A 14,465-nucleotide genomic window follows, 5' to 3' on the forward strand; every position below is an offset into this window, starting at 1 on the left:
CAAGAGGGACAACGATGAAAAGAGAACCGACTCCACCCGCCCACTGCACGTTTGAGCCAGAGGACTGGCTGCGCCTGGCGAAATGCTGGCATCCGGTCGCGCGCGCCTGCGACGTCGGCCCGGCGCCGCTCAAGGCGACCCTGCTGGATGAACAGCTGGTGATTTACCGGATTAACGACCAGATCGTGGTCGCCCGTGACGTCTGCCCGCACCGCGGCGTGCCGCTGACGCTGGGCTTTCACGATGAGCACGGGATTATCTGCCCCTATCACGGCCTCCGCTTTGGGGAGGACGGGCGCTGCAACCGTATTCCGTCCAGCCCCGACCAGCCCGTTCCGGCGAAGCTGAACCTGATTAACTACGCCGTTGAGGAGCGCTTCGGCCTGATCTGGACCTGCCTGGCGTTTGACCCGGAAAACCCCGCGCCGCTGCCCACCATGCCGCACTGGGATGACGACGGATTTCAGCAGATCAACTGCCCGGCGTTTGAGGTGAACGGCTTCGCCGGGCGTCAGGTGGAGGGGTTTCTGGACGTGGCGCACTTTGCGTGGATCCACACCGATACCTTTGCCGATCCCAATAATCAGCTTGTGCCCGCCTATCAGCCGCAGGAGACGCCGTTCGGCTTCGTGGCGGATTACTGGAGCTCCGTGAGCAACTATCCCGCCGGTTCACCCGTGCAGGCGCCAGAAGGGTTCCAGTGGCTGCGCCATTTTGAAATGCATCTGCCGTTTACCGCCACCCTGACGATTCATTTTCCGGGAGAGTCGAGGCTGGTGATCATGAACGCCGCGTCGCCGGTGTCATCGCGCGTGACCCGCATGTTCGCCCCTATTGCGCGCAACCTTGACCTGCATATTCCGGTGGAGGACGTGCATGCCTTTAACCTGCGCATCTTCGAAGAAGATCGCCTGATGGTGGAAACCCAGCGCCCGGAAAGCCTGCCGCTGGATCTGACGCTGGAAGCGCATATTCCCGCCGATAAAAGCTCAATTGCCTACCGTCGGGGACTGAAAAAAATGGGCTTTGGCGAATTTTTCCTGGTATGACGGAGGCCGATATGCTGAGCGTAATTGTTGACGGGCTGTGGCGCGAGGGCGACAAAAGCCTCGCCGTCAGGCTGGTGGCTGAGGACGGTGAAGCGCTGCCGCCGTGGCAGCCCGGCGCGCATATTGACGTCCACCTGCCCTGCGGCGTGGTGCGCCAGTATTCCCTGACCGGGGCATGTCAGGACGAGAGCTATCTTATCTGCGTGGGGCGGGAAACCGCCTCGCGCGGCGGGTCGCGCTACGTTCACGAGACGCTGCGGCCCGGACAGACGCTGGCCATCTCTGCCCCGCGCAACCTGTTTCCGCTTGGTCAGGCAGAGCGGGTTTTGCTGCTGGCGGCGGGCATTGGCATTACGCCGCTGTATGCGATGGCTCTGCAGCTGAAGGCGTCCGGAACGCCGTTTACGCTGCACTATTACGTCAAAAACCGCGAAAGCGCGGCGTTTGCGCGCGAACTCTCGCAGTGCGGTGAGTGCATCATTCATACAACCAGCCCGCGCACAGCGCTGGCAGAGCATCTTCCGGCGGCCGAGGCGGGGCTTCACGCCTGGATCTGCGGTCCAGCGGGGTTTATGGAAAAAGTGCGTGAGGTCGCCACGGCGAAGGGCTGGGATGACGGCCATCTTCACAGCGAGGCGTTTCAGCCCGCAGCCCCTGCCGCAGGCGGTGAATCCGGCGAGATCTTTACGGTCAAGCTGGCCTCCACCGGGGAGCGCTGGCCTGTGCCTGCCGATAAAACCATCGCCCAGGTGCTGCAGGCAAACGGCGTGGACGTGCCGCTGTCCTGCGAGATGGGGATCTGTGGCGCCTGCCTGACGCCGGTGATTGACGGCGTGGTGGATCACCGTGACAGCGTGCAGTCGGAGGCGGAAAAAAGCGCGACGGAGCAGCAGGTGGCGCTGTGCTGCTCGAGGAGCCATTCGGGGGAGCTGGTGATCGGGCTGTAAACCACCTGCACAGTCTTTCTTGCCGGGTGGCGCTACGCTTACCCGGCCTACATTGCGCATATTTTTCAATTGGTTGCACGTTTTATTGTTGGCCCGTGCAAGCGTAGCGCCGCCGGGCGGAACTCACAAATCGCACTTTGCCAGCTCGTAAACCGGCTCGCTATCCTGCCACGCGTACTCAATATGGCTGGCCTGCTCTTGCGCCAGTGCCCCATCGCCCTGCAATCGCGCCGCCAGGGTAAAGGCGAAATCAAACACGTTGCCCAGCCCGCGGCCGCTTAGCAGATTGCCGTCCTCCACCACGTCGGCATTGACGTAAATGCCATCGCTGACCGTTTTCCACAACTCGCCGGAACAGACATAGCGGCGCCCTTTGAGCAGTCCGTTGCCGCCCAGCACGCGGGCGGCGGCGGAGCAGATCGGGCAGATATATTTGCCCGCTTCATCATGGCGGCGAACGAAGGCAATCACCTCCGCGCTTTTCGCCAGGTTGACGCTGCCTTCCGGGCCGCCCGGCAGCACCACGGCGTCAAAGGTCCGATCGAGGCTGGCCTTCAGGGTGCTATCCGCCACCATTGGGATGGCGTGATAGCTCACCACTTCGCGACTCTCGCCGCAGGCAATCGTCTGCACCGTAATATTCAGGCGGCGCAGGATATCGATAGTGACAATCGCTTCCCCCTCTTCAAAACCGGGGGCTAATAGCACGGCTACGCTTTTCATCTTGCTCTCCATTGCTTAAGGGTTACCAGTACGGATGCCAAATCTGTCGCAGCCGCGCCAGCAGCTCAAGATAGAAATAGTCACCCCAGCTACAGCACTGATCGACGCCTTTCCCGCTGCCCATGTGATAAACCGAGTGCTGCAGCAGCCCTTCGGTCGGATCGTCGTCATGAGCAAGGTAGTTATCGGTCAGCGACTGCGCAATACGCAGCGCCATCTCTTCATAATACGCGCGGTGTGCGTCGAGCGTCGGCAGCGCCTTGACCAGCTCCAGCAGGCCACAGGCGGCAATCGCCGCCGCTGAACTGTCGCGCACGGCGTCAGTACCGAGCAGGGCCAGATCCCAGTGGCAAACGTCATCTTCCGGCAGACGGTTGAGGAAGTAATGCGCCAGGCTGCGCGACAGCTCAACCATCTGCTTATCGCCGGTGTGCTGATAGCTGAGCAGAAAGCCGTAAATGCCCCACGCCTGGCCGCGCGACCAGCACGAGGTATCGCTGTAGCCCTGATGGGTGTTGCCAAAGCGCGGCTCACCCGTCTGCACATCCATATAGTAAGTGTGATACGTCGAGGCATCTTCACGCACGATATAGTTCGCGGCCTGTCCTGCGTGAGCCGTCGCCGCCTGCGCATAGCGCGGATCCCCGGTCTGTTCGCTGGCCCAATACAGCAGCGGCAGGTTCATGTTGCAGTCGATGATCATTCGCCCCTGCTGCTCCGGGTCGTTTAAATCACCCCACGCCTGAATAATGTTGGCCGTCGGATTAAAACGCTCCATCAGACGCTCGGCTGCCAGCAGCGCCGACCGGCGAGCGGCTTCGTTGCCGGTGAGCCGCCAGGCGCTGATGCAGGAGAGCGAATAGAGGAACCCGAGATCGTGCGTGGCGGTGTCGATACGCTGCTCAATACGCCGGGCGAACGACGGTAAATAGCGCTCGGCGGCTTCGCGATAATGCGCTTTGCCGGTCATCTCCCACGCCAGCCACAGCTGGCCAGGCCAAAAGCTGGTGGTCCACTCCACGTTATCGGTGCGCGGCCAGACGCCCTTCTCACAGGCTTCGCCGGGGAACTTATCGCCGAAGGCGACAATATTGTTGTCGAGCTTGCGCGTTACGCGGGTTAAGGCCGCTTCCAGCTTCTGGCTCAGCGCCAGGCGATCGACCTGATGCAGTTCGATCGGCCGCAGCGCTTCGGTGATAACAGATTTGGTCATAACAACTCCTGAATTAATGTTTGGCCGGTTCAACCGGGGCGGTATCTAAAGCCGGAGAAAAGGGTCGTGAAACATCGCGATTCGACTGGCAGCGCGACAGCGTAAAGGCGGAAATCAGCGTAAATATCAGGGCGCAGCAGCCCATCAGCAGATAGGTATGTTCAAAACCTATCCTGTCGTACAGGTAGCCGGCAGGCGGGGCGACCACAATCGAGCCAACGTAAATCATCGCCTGGTAGCCCAGCAGGTACATCGTGGCGTTAACCCGACGATGGAAATGTTCGGCGATGTATTTGAAGACCGAAATCAGCAGCAGCGCGATCTCGACGCCATAAAACGGTTTGATGATGGAGATAACAATCGGGTCGCTGGTCAGTCCGGAGGCGATCAGCCGTGCTCCTACCACGCAGCCGCAGAACAGCAGGCCGCGCTTAGCGCCGTAGTGGTTCACCAGCCACGGGATAAACATCATCATCACGAACTCCATCCCCGACTGGACGGTGCTCAGGTAGCCGTACCAGGCATTCCCCTGCTCTTTGGTGGCGAAGAACGACACGAAGTAGCGCGGGAACTGCTGCTCGGCGATAAACATCATCCACGCCACCCCGGCCACGTAGAGGCTGAACATCCAGAATTTGCGGTTTTTCAGCAGCATCAGCACGTCGGCAAAAACGATCTTATTGGCGGAGATGACGCTGTTGTTGCGCAGCTGCTCGTCGCCGATTTTGAGGCTGACCAGCACCAGCAGCATCAGTACCGAGGTACCGCTGCTGAGCAGAAAGTTGGCCAGCGGCGTGAAGTTAAACAGCAGCCCGGAGACCGAAGCCGCCATCGCCCAGCCCAGCGAACCCCACATTCTGATGCGGCCAAACTCCAGCCCGTACAGGCGGCTAAAGCGGTCGGCGTAAGATTCAGACGCCGCCACGCCGGCGTACCAGCCCAGGCTCAGATACAGCGCGCCGATGATAATCCCCGCCATCGCATGGCTTTGCAGCAGCGGCTGATACACCAGCGCGAAGAACGGCGCCATCAGCGCAGAAATGGCGCAGACAAAATAGAGCAGCCACTTGCTCATGCCGATTTTGTCCATGATGTAGCCGTACACCGGCTTCAGGACCACCGCGAAGACGCCGTTGATGGCGAACACGCTGCCGATGGTGATGCTATCGAGGCCCACTTTCTGGCTGAGCCATAGGGCGTACAGGCCAAAGCTGGATGACCAGGTGAAGAAGTAAAGAAAAATAAAGGTACTCATTTTGTACTGTACGGCGCGTACGGACGATGATGTGCTCATAGCGATGCCTCCGGGGCCAGAACGAGCGTCGTTTCTTGTCGTGCCGTCACGAAGCGTACCGCATCATCGCTAATGATGGCCTGTGGGCAGCGTTGCGGATCGAAGTCGGCGGCATTTCCCGCCCACACCGCGCTTATCAACAGATGCTTGCCGGGGTCGATCTCGCCGCGCAGCAGCGGCACCGCCGCGCGCTCGGCGAACAGCAGATTACTGTTTGGCGGCGTCAACACCGTCTCGCCGCGGCGGGCGTGCGGGTGTAAACAGAAAATGGCTGATACATCCCGGGCATTGCGTAACCAGCAGGCGCTGTCGCTCTCGTGGACCTGCGGCTGCGGGCGGTTTGCCAGGCTAAAGCCACCCTCCGCGCAGTCCAGCGCGCGCCGGGTATTGATACGATGGACGCGCAGCTGCCAGTCGCCCAGCGCCAGCAGCCAGCTATCAATCACCACATCGCGCCACGGCAGCCAGAGGCTGTAAATGGTGCCGTCTGCGGTGACCACGCGCTGGCATTCGCGGCGGCCACGCCAGTAGTTATCCTTTTCGGCCAGCAGCAGCATCGAATCGGGCGCGGCATGGTTCAGGCCGTAGCGTCCGCGTTCGATGGTGAAGCCAAAGCGGGTGGAATAGGCAAATTTGCAGTATTTCGCTTCGGTATTGACGAAGTTGTTCAGCTCCAGCTGGCCGGAAGTCAGCATCCACAGGTGATCGGCCTGATGCACCACCACCTGAGCCGCGTGGGCTATCGTATGCCGGGCGGGCAGCGGCGGCAGCGGCAGCTCCGCCGCCTGCCAGAAGGCATCGCCCTCATCTAATGCCAGCACCAGCAGGGTCTTCAGGCCCCAGTACGGCGAACCCGGCGCGTTGTAGTCTTCCGCCATCGCCAGGTTCGGGTAGCTGTAGCCGACGCTGAGTACGCCGTCGCGGTCGAATATCGGCTGCTTCAGCCACCAGCGCAGATGGCGCAGAACGATGCCCTTAATCACGCCGGGCGAAAAGACCTCCAGCCCGGCGAAGGCCGCCGCACTCCAGAAGGCCGCCTCGGCAAAGCGGTAGGTCAGGCTCCGGCCAAACGGGATCGCCGCGCCGTCTTCGGCAAAGAAATGGATGAAGTCAGAGGAGAAACGCGCGGCCCGGTGACGCAGCGTTGCACAACGCTCTGGATCGACCCCGGCCATGAGCTTCGCGTAAATCAGGCCATAGAAATGAAAGCCCATCGAGATGTAATAGTCGCGCGGCCGCCCCGGACCATCGGAGTACCAGCCATCGCCGAGATAGTAGTGCTCCATGGCAGCAAAATGATTTTCCAGCACCTGCGGGTTGGTCGGCATGCCGCAATAATGGAAGCCGACCTGCACCAGAATCGGAAAGAAGTGCCAGTTGTTATCGGGGATCTCCTGGGTCTCGCACTGCTTTAGCCAGCGCCATAAGTTCGCTTTCTCCGTCTCGGTGAAGTGCGCCAGCACGGTATCGCCCGCCAACGCCAGCAGCAGCCCGTAGGCCGCCATCTCGACGATTCGCTGATCGTACGGTTCGACGTCGCCCCAGTAGTCGGCATGCTGCGGATTGGTGCCGTTTTTTATCGCCTGTAAATAGAAGGAGAAGCGCTGCGGCTCGCTGCCGCCGGCCAGCAGCGGCGTGACGCCCCACAGCAGGCGGGAAAAGGTTTCCATGCTTGCGACCTGCTGGCCGTAGTGAGCGGTAAAGTTCGCTAAATCAATGCGGCTGGCGTCGTTTTTAAACCAGGGCGTCACCGCGTTAAGCATATCGTTGACCAGCCGTTGCACCTCTTCCCGGCTTGTCAGTGGATTATCCAGATGAATGTTTTCAGGTTGCACAGGGTCCTCCCGCATTACACGAGGGTAGAGATAAGTTATTGTTATTTGGCTTTTTAAAGCCACGAGTGCGACGTCTGGATGAAGAGTAACTGCTTTTATTCCCGGCGCTGAGTGAGCAGACTCACAAATTTGAACCGCTATTTCATTTTTTCTGGATTTTGTCGGCCGGGAGGGGGATAAATTACAAATGATGGCCTAAAAATTTAAATCTGTTGTCCTGGAGGAAAAATGGGTGAAACGCAGCTGCTGGAACGCATTACGCTCGATCGGCAGGCCATTTCTTTTAACCGCCTGTACGCCACCAGCGCGATTTACTACCACTGGCATCAGTGCGTTGAATTGCTCTATATTTCCAGCGGCTACGGCATCGTGGTGGTGGATAATCAGCACTACACCGCCCGTCCGGGGCGATTATTTATCTTCCCGCCCTTCCGCTTGCACAAAGTGCAGGTCGATCATAGCGATAAGAACCCCTATCACCGCACCACGATGCACATTGAGCAAGCGGTTGTCGAAAGCGCGCTCAGCGCCTTCCCGCGCCATCAGGCCCGGTTCGCCGCGCTGGCCGCCAGCAATCTGCCCGCGCAAATCTACGATCTCAGCGAGCACGCGGCGTTTATCGAGAGGATCCTTGAGCAGTTTCAGCGTCTTGAGGGCAGCGAGCAGACCGAGGCCTGCGAGGTGGCATTTCTGGTGATGCAGCTCATGACATTTCTGCCCGAGCAGCCGCAGCCCTACCCGCCGCGACAGCAGACCGTCGCCTCGCGGATTATGAGCTGGATCGAAGCCCACTATGCCAGCAAGTTTTCGCTCGACCAGCTAGCGCACGACCTGGGGCTTTCGCGCAGCTATACCTCACGCATTTTCCGCCAGCAGACCGGGGGCAGCATCCACGAATATTTGCTGACCCGGCGGATAAAAAGCAGCTGCGATCGGTTACGGTACAGCGACGAGACAATTGACGCGATTGCCCTGGCCGTCGGGTTTAGCGAGGTGACCTATTTCATCACCTGCTTTAAAAAGATGATGCGTCAGACGCCGCTGCAGTATCGACGTCGTATCCTCAACACCAGAATGCCAGGTTAACGGGGTTTTGATGACTGGCCCAAAGCTGAACGCTTTCCGTCATGCCGGAACCGGCAACTCAATGCCGCTTTGCGCCAGCTGCCCCATCTCGCAGTACATTGCGCAGGCCGCACTGACGATAGACATTGCCAGCGCGGCACCGCTCCCTTCGCCAAGACGCATATCAAGATGGATAAACGGCGCCAGCCCAAGGTGCTCCAGCGCGCGCCGGGCCCCCTTTTCGGCGGAAAAATGAGAGGGAATACAGTAGTTCTTAACCTCTGGCGCAATCTGACAGGCGGCGATGGCGGCGGCATACGAGAGAAAACCGTCTAACACAACGGGCAGCCCGCATGCGCCAGCGCCCAATATCACCCCGGTCATGCCCACCAGGTCATAGCCGCCGACCTTGGCCAGAACATCAACCGCATCGCGCGCATCCGGCTGGTTAATGCGTATCGCCTGCCGGACAATGGTTTCCTTATGCTGCACCCGGTCCTGCGGCAAATTGGCCCCAATCCCCACCACATCATGCGGATCGCTGTCGGTCAGCACGCTGATGATTGCCGAGGCCGGCGTCGTATTGGCAATACCCAGCTCGCCAACGCCAAAGACGGAGATCCCCTCCTGAGCGCGTTTTTTTACGAGGCTGGCACTCGCCAGCAGCAGGTGCTCGGCATCCTGACGGCTCATCGCCGGACCCTGAGCAATATTACCGCTGCCGCGCGAGAGTTTAAGGCTGAGCATATTGTCGATAGGCTCGCCGTCAATACCGATGTCAACGGGCAGTACCGACGTCTGGCTATTGCGGGCCAGCACGCACACCCCGGTCAGCCCTTTTTGCATATTGACGGCCTGAAGCCAGGTCACCACTTTCGGCGTCACGGCCACGCCTTCATCAAACACGCCGTGGTCGGCGCACATGACGATAATCTCTTTTTGCAGATTATCGAGCCTGTCGATGCCCCGCATTCCCGAAAGCTGAATCGCCAGACTCTCCAGCCGACCGAGGCTGTTTGTCGGCTTTATTAAACCATCGACATGCCGCGAGGCCGCCTGAATCTTCTGTTTATCAAGCGGTCTGATGGCCGCCGCCAGCGCCTTCACTGTCCCCATCCCCATCCTCATCACCCTCACTCTTCTGTTTGCCAAACGCTTTTGCCATTAAATACCCGTAACACCCAATACCCGGCCCGATTTTCAACGACCGTGTAGGCATCGTGACTGAACGGGAAATGCCACATCGCCGCCACGGGCATCCCTAACCAGGTTGCCAGCAGCAGGCTCAGCACGCCCTGATGCGCCACAATGAGCGTGTCTTCGCCCTGCTGAAGCTGACTCATCTCGTCCGCCGCCGCCCTGACGCGCGCGGCGAAATGCGGGAAGGCCTCGCCGCCGTCGGGCGTGGCGTTTTGCCAGTCATTCATCCAGCGCTGCCACGACGCGGGACTTTCTTTTTCGATATTGCTGAAGTGCCGCATCTCCCATTCGCCAAAATCCAGCTCGTTAAGTCGCGCATCAACATGGACATCATCGGCTGTCGGCACGATAAGCCGCGCCGTTTGCTGCGAACGCTGGAGCGCGCTGACGCGCGTGTGCCCGAACGCGACGCCGGACAGGTACCCGGCAACACGCTGGCTTTGCGTAATACCCTGCGGCGAGAGCGACAGATCGGTGCTCCCGTAAAATACGCCGCTGACGTTAGCGGCTGTTTGTCCGTGCCGGACCAGAAATATGCGCATACATCAGACCCACAGAAGCGACAGCAGGAAGACCATTTCGCCGATCTCTTCCATCGCGCCCAGGGTATCCCCCGTCAGCCCGTTCAGTCGGCGGCTTAAAAAGGTCTTTACGGCGTTGACGACAATCCAGGTGATGACGCTGGCGACCAGCCCCTGCATCCCCGCCAGCAGCCCCACGAGCGCCACGCCGATGCAGAGGGTGATGACCGTCTCTTTGCCGCTGATATGGCCGAGATAGGCGTTTGCCATTCCTGCACCTTCGCGCGCATAGTGCTGCCGGTACATGACCAACACCATTCCCGTTCGCCCGACGATCGGCGCGCACACCAGCAGCGCAAACAGGGTATTAACCGGAAGGTGAGCCAGGGAAATCACCGCTGCGACCTTGATAAGAATGCAGAATACGATAGCCAGACCGCCGTAGGTCCCCAACCGGCTATCGCGCATAATCTCAAGCATCCGTTCGCGGGTGCGGGCAGAAAAAACGCCATCGCAGGTGTCCGCCAGGCCGTCCAGATGAAACCCGCCGGTCAGCAGCACCAGCGCCAGTACCCAGGCGACCGCGCCGATATAGATGCCCCCGCCGGTCTGGCTCACCGCCAGATAGCCTAAGGCGGCCAGGACGCCAACGATCAGGCCCACCACGGGAAACCAGGGAACGCCACGGCCATACTGCGAAAATTCAACGCCGTCGCTCCATTTTTGCGGCACCGGAATGCGGGTAATAAATCCCAGCGTCGCCCACAGCATTTTTAACGGCATTTAATCTTCACTCCAATTCCCGAGACAACCAGCCACACTTCCTGCGCCGCCCGCGCCAGCCTTTGGTTCGCGCGACCGGCAATATCTACAAAATGACGCGCCAGCCGATTCTCCGGCGTGATGCTCATGCCCAGCTCGTTGGTCACAATATAAACCGGCGCCGCCGACTGCTGGCAGGCCGCAATCAGGTCGTCCACCTGCTGTTGCAGCACCGCCTCAAGCGCGGAAAAATCGAGGGTTTCCGGCGAAGCGCCGCCGCTGGCGTCATAGAGCAGGTTCGACAACAGGGTAGTGACGCATTCCAGAACCACGCCTTCGCCCGGCTGCACCTGATGGCGAATCACGTCGCCCAGATCGCGATACCCTTCCCAGGTTCGCCAGTGCGCAGGGCGCTGGGCGCGGTGCCTGTCAACGCGCAGCGCCATCTCTTCATCGGTAATCACCGACGTCGCGATATACAGCACGCGCTCGCACTGCGCCGCCGCCAGCTGTTCGACGTGCGCACTTTTCCCGCTGCGCGCGCCTCCGGTGACCAAAATCATGCGCCTTCCTCCTGATGCTCCCGCATTATTTGATAGATCTTTTTAATATCAATATGTTCTCTCATCGCGCTCGCCAGGATATCAAACTGTTGCGCTTTGTAGCCCGCATAATCGACCGCAACGTCTAAGGGCGCCAGCCCTTTGCGCTGGCGTAGGCCGTCCACCATCGCGCGCGTGAAGGCATCGTTATCGAATAACCCGTGGAGATAGGTCCCTATCACCTGCCCGTCAGCGCTGATGGCGCCGTCCGCTATGCGCTCGCCCTCTTTTTCCAGAAACAGCGCCGGGCTATCGTCGGATGTCAGTTGGGTCTCTCCCATATGGATCTCGTAGCCCTGCACCTTAATGCCCGCCGCCGACTTAAGCCACGCCGGGAGCGCCGACGCCATCTGCGCCGAGACCTGCGTCGTGGTTTTTCGCTGCGCGAAGCGGGTCACGGTATGGAGCAGCCCCAGCCCCGGCTGGGTTCCCAGCCCCGACTCCACCTCATCAATGATGGTGTCGCCAAGCATCTGGTAGCCGCCGCAAATGCCCATGACGGGCACGTTCTGCTGGTGGGACTGGAGCACCGCGTGCGCCATGCCGCTTTCCCGCAGCCAGACCAGATCGCCCAGCGTATTTTTACTGCCGGGTAGAATCACGAGGTCAGCCCCCGCCAGCTCCTGAGGGTAACGGACATAGCGCACGCGAACATCGGGCTGCGCCGCCAGCGCGTTAAAATCGGTGAAGTTGGAGATATGCGGTATCTGCACCACGGCAATGTCGATATCGCGCTGGGCGGTTCGCAGGTATTTTCCCTTTTGCAGCGCCACGCCGTCTTCGTCTTCCAGATCCACCTCCAGCCACGGCATAACGCCCAGCACCGGCACGCCGGTCAGGTTTTCTATCTGCTCAATACCCGAGTAAAGCAGCGCAACATCGCCACGAAATTTATTGATGATGACCCCTTTCACCCGCGCCCGCTCGCGATCGTGCAAAAGCGCCAGCGTGCCGTAGATGGCGGCAAAGACGCCGCCTCTGTCAATGTCCGCCACGAGGATCACCGGGCACTGCGCCATTTCGGCCATTCCCATGTTGACGATATCGCGATCGCGCAGGTTAATCTCCGCCGGGCTGCCCGCCCCTTCCAGCACCAGCACGTCATACTCTCCGGCCAGGCTGTTATAGACGTCGCGGATCTGCTCCCGCAGGCGCGGTTTGTACTCGTGGTAGCTGACCGCGTCCATATCGGTTGCCACCTGTCCCATCAGCACCACCTGCGCTTTACGGTCGCTGGTCGGTTTTAACAGCACCGGATTCATCCGTACGTCCGGCGTAATCCCCGCTGCCTCAGCCTGAAATATCTGCGCGCGGCCCATCTCTTTTCCCTCCGGCGTGATACCGGAGTTGAGCGCCATATTCTGCGACTTAAACGGTGCGGTACGCAGGCCATCCTGATAGAAAATCCGGCACAGCCCCGCCACCAGGACGCTCTTGCCCACGTCAGAAGCGGTACCCTGCAACATAATTGCCTGCGTCATGAGGCCTCCTTCATTACGTTTTTTTGTCGCATACGGCTGAAAAATTCATCTTCGGTTTTACATAACGGCAGGCCAAGCTCCGCGTGCAGCTTGACGAGCCAGGGCTGCGTTAATCCGGCCCGTTCAATCAGTTCGCCGCGGGCAAAGACCTCACCCGGCGCGCCGTGCGCCAGCACTTCTCCCTGGCGCAGCACGTAGACGGCATCGCTGACTTCGTAAATCAGATCAATATCATGACTGGAGATCACCACGTGGTTCCCCTGCGCCACAATGCGCCTGATAATCTCGATCATCTGCGTGCGTCCTGAAGGATCAAGCCCGGCCGTGGGCTCGTCCAACAGAAGATAGCGCGCCCCCAGCACCAATGCCCCGGCAATGGCGACCCGCTTCTTTTGCCCGTGGCTCAGGCACTGGATCGGCTGCTGGCGAAAACGCTGCGCGTCGACCAGCGTCAGCGCATCGTCCACGCGCCGCGCAATCTCCGGTTCCGCCACGCCCAGGTTGCGCAGGCTGAAGGCGATGTCGCTATCAATATCGGTATAAAAGATCTGCTGATCGGGATCCTGAAACACCGTCGCGACCTGCTGACGAAGCGCCAGCAGTCCGCGCTTGCTGTAGTCCAGCGGCTTCCCCTGCCACAGCACCGCACCCTGCTGCGGCCTCAGCAGGCCGCTCAGGTTCATAAATAACGTCGACTTTCCGCAGCCGTTAGCCCCGACCAGCCCGGTGACCGGATGGGTCGAAAAATCCAGCGTCAGCCCTTTGAGTACCTGCGCCTCCTGATAGCGAAACCAGAGATCGGCGGTGGTCAGCATGGTGCGATTCCTTACAGGGGAAAATCACCCTGGTAGAGTTTAATATCCAGCGTGGTCGCCATCTGCTGATAGCGAATCAGCACCCGGGTGAACAGCAAACCGACCAGCATCGCCAGCGAGCGATAGCCTTTTGGCAGGCTACGATAGCCAAAACGCAGCGTCTGCGCGCGGTGAATCGCCAGCGCTTCGTCTAACAGAATAAAAATAAAGCGCCAGGTCAGCAGGATCTGCTCGGTGAGCAGGCGCGGCACGCGCGCCCGCTTAAGCAGCACTATCAGCTGCGGAAACGGCAGGTTCAGCACCAGCCAGAAGGTCGCCGCCAGCGCGGCAAGGCTGCGCCAGAAGGTTTCATTGGCAACGGTCAGCCCGGACGCGGTTATCCCCAGCCAGTAGTGCCCCACCGGGACGCCTGCCGCCAGCGTGTGCGGGTCGCGGGTGACGCTAAAGAGGATCGTCAGCACGCCGACCAGCAGAAAGCCAAACGGCAGCGCCATCCAGCGGCACCAGCGCCAGAAGGTCATCCGCAGCAGCCAGCAGGTCAGTCCCGCCGTCAACGCCAGGACGATCCCCTGCCCCAGCGGCGGCAGCGCAAACGCCAGCATCATCAGCGCCAGCCAGAGCAGAAACTTGCGTTCCGGCGCTACGTGAGCCCAGCGGCTCTGGTAGCTAAGCCTGTCAAGCCCGGTCATCACGGCGCTGTCTGCCTTTGGTGTAGCCCAAAATATAGAAAATCACCGCTGCGCCAATGGACCCCTGAAGCGTAAACAGCAGGCTTTCAATTTCGCCGCTGGCGGGCTCATAGAGCGGCGTGAACCACGGCGTGTAATCAGGCGCCACAACCTGAATCTGGTTTTCGGCTTCGCCATCCGAGCCGCCAAATTCCCCACCGTGATCGATAAAAAATGGCAGTACGATCAGGGCAAGCACCATCGCCAACAGCATCAGCGTCTTTTTCATC

Annotated in this window: 15 protein-coding genes; 3 read left to right on the top strand and 12 right to left on the bottom strand. The window is 60.1% G+C overall.

Annotated features, from left to right (window positions below; translation table 11 throughout):
* Window positions 1–14: 14 nt before the first annotated feature.
* Together hpxD and NQ230_RS15255 are read left to right on the top strand one after the other, a co-directional pair.
* Window positions 15–1,049, top strand: coding sequence for a molybdenum cofactor-independent xanthine hydroxylase subunit HpxD (hpxD, locus tag NQ230_RS15250; protein WP_257258101.1), 1,035 nt, complete (start codon window positions 15–17; stop codon window positions 1,047–1,049).
* Window positions 1,050–1,060: 11 nt separating this feature from the next.
* Entirely contained in the window at window positions 1,061–1,996 is a 936-nt protein-coding gene (locus NQ230_RS15255) for a PDR/VanB family oxidoreductase (RefSeq protein WP_257258102.1), read from the top strand.
* Window positions 1,997–2,119: 123 nt separating this feature from the next.
* Here the strand turns inward: NQ230_RS15255 and NQ230_RS15260 are convergent, their stop codons facing one another.
* From NQ230_RS15260 to NQ230_RS15275, 4 genes are read right to left on the bottom strand one after another with little or no spacing between them, the layout of a single operon-like run.
* Window positions 2,120–2,719, bottom strand: a complete 600-nt coding sequence (locus NQ230_RS15260) for a DJ-1/PfpI family protein (RefSeq protein WP_257258103.1) — start codon at window positions 2,717–2,719, stop codon at window positions 2,120–2,122.
* Between the two features lie 22 nt (window positions 2,720–2,741).
* Window positions 2,742–3,932: a glycoside hydrolase family 88 protein gene (locus NQ230_RS15265; RefSeq protein ID WP_213821767.1), complete on the bottom strand. Its 1,191-nt coding sequence runs from the start codon at window positions 3,930–3,932 to the stop codon at window positions 2,742–2,744.
* A 13-nt stretch (window positions 3,933–3,945) separates the two neighbouring features.
* Complete coding sequence (locus tag NQ230_RS15270) at window positions 3,946–5,226, bottom strand: oligosaccharide MFS transporter (protein WP_257258104.1); 1,281 nt, start codon at window positions 5,224–5,226, stop codon at window positions 3,946–3,948.
* Window positions 5,223–7,061, bottom strand: coding sequence for a DUF2264 domain-containing protein (locus tag NQ230_RS15275; protein WP_257258105.1), 1,839 nt, complete (start codon window positions 7,059–7,061; stop codon window positions 5,223–5,225). Before NQ230_RS15275 ends, NQ230_RS15270 begins: the two co-directional genes overlap by 4 nt.
* Window positions 7,062–7,289: 228 nt before the next feature.
* On the opposite strand from NQ230_RS15275, the gene NQ230_RS15280 reads away from it, so the two are divergent.
* Window positions 7,290–8,147, top strand: coding sequence for an AraC family transcriptional regulator (locus tag NQ230_RS15280; RefSeq protein ID WP_257258106.1), 858 nt, complete (start codon window positions 7,290–7,292; stop codon window positions 8,145–8,147).
* Window positions 8,148–8,186: 39 nt separating this feature from the next.
* Here NQ230_RS15280 and cobT read toward each other — a convergent pair whose 3' ends face one another.
* From cobT to NQ230_RS15320, 8 genes are read right to left on the bottom strand one after another with little or no spacing between them, the layout of a single operon-like run.
* The gene (cobT, locus tag NQ230_RS15285) at window positions 8,187–9,242 is read right to left on the bottom strand and encodes a nicotinate-nucleotide--dimethylbenzimidazole phosphoribosyltransferase (protein WP_257261347.1); all 1,056 of its coding nucleotides are present in this window, start codon (window positions 9,240–9,242) and stop codon (window positions 8,187–8,189) included.
* 17 nt (window positions 9,243–9,259) lie between these two features.
* Window positions 9,260–9,868: an alpha-ribazole phosphatase gene (gene cobC, locus NQ230_RS15290; RefSeq protein ID WP_257258107.1), complete on the bottom strand. Its 609-nt coding sequence runs from the start codon at window positions 9,866–9,868 to the stop codon at window positions 9,260–9,262.
* A gap of 3 nt (window positions 9,869–9,871) precedes the next feature.
* On the bottom strand, window positions 9,872–10,630 hold the full coding sequence (cobS, locus tag NQ230_RS15295; RefSeq protein ID WP_121425812.1) for an adenosylcobinamide-GDP ribazoletransferase: 759 nt from the start codon (window positions 10,628–10,630) through the stop codon (window positions 9,872–9,874).
* On the bottom strand, window positions 10,621–11,172 hold the full coding sequence (gene cobU / locus NQ230_RS15300) for a bifunctional adenosylcobinamide kinase/adenosylcobinamide-phosphate guanylyltransferase (protein ID WP_213821776.1): 552 nt from the start codon (window positions 11,170–11,172) through the stop codon (window positions 10,621–10,623). Before cobU ends, cobS begins: the two co-directional genes overlap by 10 nt.
* Window positions 11,169–12,692, bottom strand: a complete 1,524-nt coding sequence (locus NQ230_RS15305) for a cobyric acid synthase (RefSeq protein WP_257258108.1) — start codon at window positions 12,690–12,692, stop codon at window positions 11,169–11,171. Before NQ230_RS15305 ends, cobU begins: the two co-directional genes overlap by 4 nt.
* On the bottom strand, window positions 12,689–13,507 hold the full coding sequence (locus NQ230_RS15310; protein ID WP_159513821.1) for an energy-coupling factor ABC transporter ATP-binding protein: 819 nt from the start codon (window positions 13,505–13,507) through the stop codon (window positions 12,689–12,691). The genes NQ230_RS15305 and NQ230_RS15310 overlap by 4 nt, the downstream gene beginning before the upstream one ends.
* A gap of 11 nt (window positions 13,508–13,518) precedes the next feature.
* Window positions 13,519–14,196, bottom strand: a complete 678-nt coding sequence (locus NQ230_RS15315; protein ID WP_159515610.1) for an energy-coupling factor ABC transporter transmembrane protein — start codon at window positions 14,194–14,196, stop codon at window positions 13,519–13,521.
* Window positions 14,183–14,464 (bottom strand): energy-coupling factor ABC transporter substrate-binding protein, encoded by a 282-nt coding sequence (locus tag NQ230_RS15320; RefSeq protein WP_148242572.1) that lies wholly within the window; start codon window positions 14,462–14,464, stop codon window positions 14,183–14,185. The genes NQ230_RS15315 and NQ230_RS15320 overlap by 14 nt, the downstream gene beginning before the upstream one ends.
* Window position 14,465: the final 1 nt, after the last annotated feature.

Origin of the sequence: Enterobacter asburiae, assembly GCF_024599655.1 — a bacterium.
Classification (GTDB): domain Bacteria; phylum Pseudomonadota; class Gammaproteobacteria; order Enterobacterales; family Enterobacteriaceae; genus Enterobacter; species Enterobacter asburiae_D.

Coding starts and splice junctions, on each gene's coding strand:
- NQ230_RS15320 (WP_148242572.1), bottom strand. CDS start 14,464: ATGAAAAAGACGCTGATGCTGTTGGCGATGGTGCTTGCCCTGATCGTA.
- NQ230_RS15315 (WP_159515610.1), bottom strand. CDS start 14,196: ATGACCGGGCTTGACAGGCTTAGCTACCAGAGCCGCTGGGCTCACGTA.
- NQ230_RS15260 (WP_257258103.1), bottom strand. CDS start 2,719: ATGAAAAGCGTAGCCGTGCTATTAGCCCCCGGTTTTGAAGAGGGGGAA.
- NQ230_RS15270 (WP_257258104.1), bottom strand. CDS start 5,226: ATGAGCACATCATCGTCCGTACGCGCCGTACAGTACAAAATGAGTACC.
- NQ230_RS15255 (WP_257258102.1), top strand. CDS start 1,061: ATGCTGAGCGTAATTGTTGACGGGCTGTGGCGCGAGGGCGACAAAAGC.
- NQ230_RS15310 (WP_159513821.1), bottom strand. CDS start 13,507: ATGCTGACCACCGCCGATCTCTGGTTTCGCTATCAGGAGGCGCAGGTA.
- cobS (WP_121425812.1), bottom strand. CDS start 10,630: ATGCCGTTAAAAATGCTGTGGGCGACGCTGGGATTTATTACCCGCATT.
- NQ230_RS15265 (WP_213821767.1), bottom strand. CDS start 3,932: ATGACCAAATCTGTTATCACCGAAGCGCTGCGGCCGATCGAACTGCAT.
- hpxD (WP_257258101.1), top strand. CDS start 15: ATGAAAAGAGAACCGACTCCACCCGCCCACTGCACGTTTGAGCCAGAG.
- NQ230_RS15305 (WP_257258108.1), bottom strand. CDS start 12,692: ATGACGCAGGCAATTATGTTGCAGGGTACCGCTTCTGACGTGGGCAAG.
- cobU (WP_213821776.1), bottom strand. CDS start 11,172: ATGATTTTGGTCACCGGAGGCGCGCGCAGCGGGAAAAGTGCGCACGTC.
- NQ230_RS15280 (WP_257258106.1), top strand. CDS start 7,290: ATGGGTGAAACGCAGCTGCTGGAACGCATTACGCTCGATCGGCAGGCC.
- cobC (WP_257258107.1), bottom strand. CDS start 9,868: ATGCGCATATTTCTGGTCCGGCACGGACAAACAGCCGCTAACGTCAGC.
- cobT (WP_257261347.1), bottom strand. CDS start 9,242: ATGGGGACAGTGAAGGCGCTGGCGGCGGCCATCAGACCGCTTGATAAA.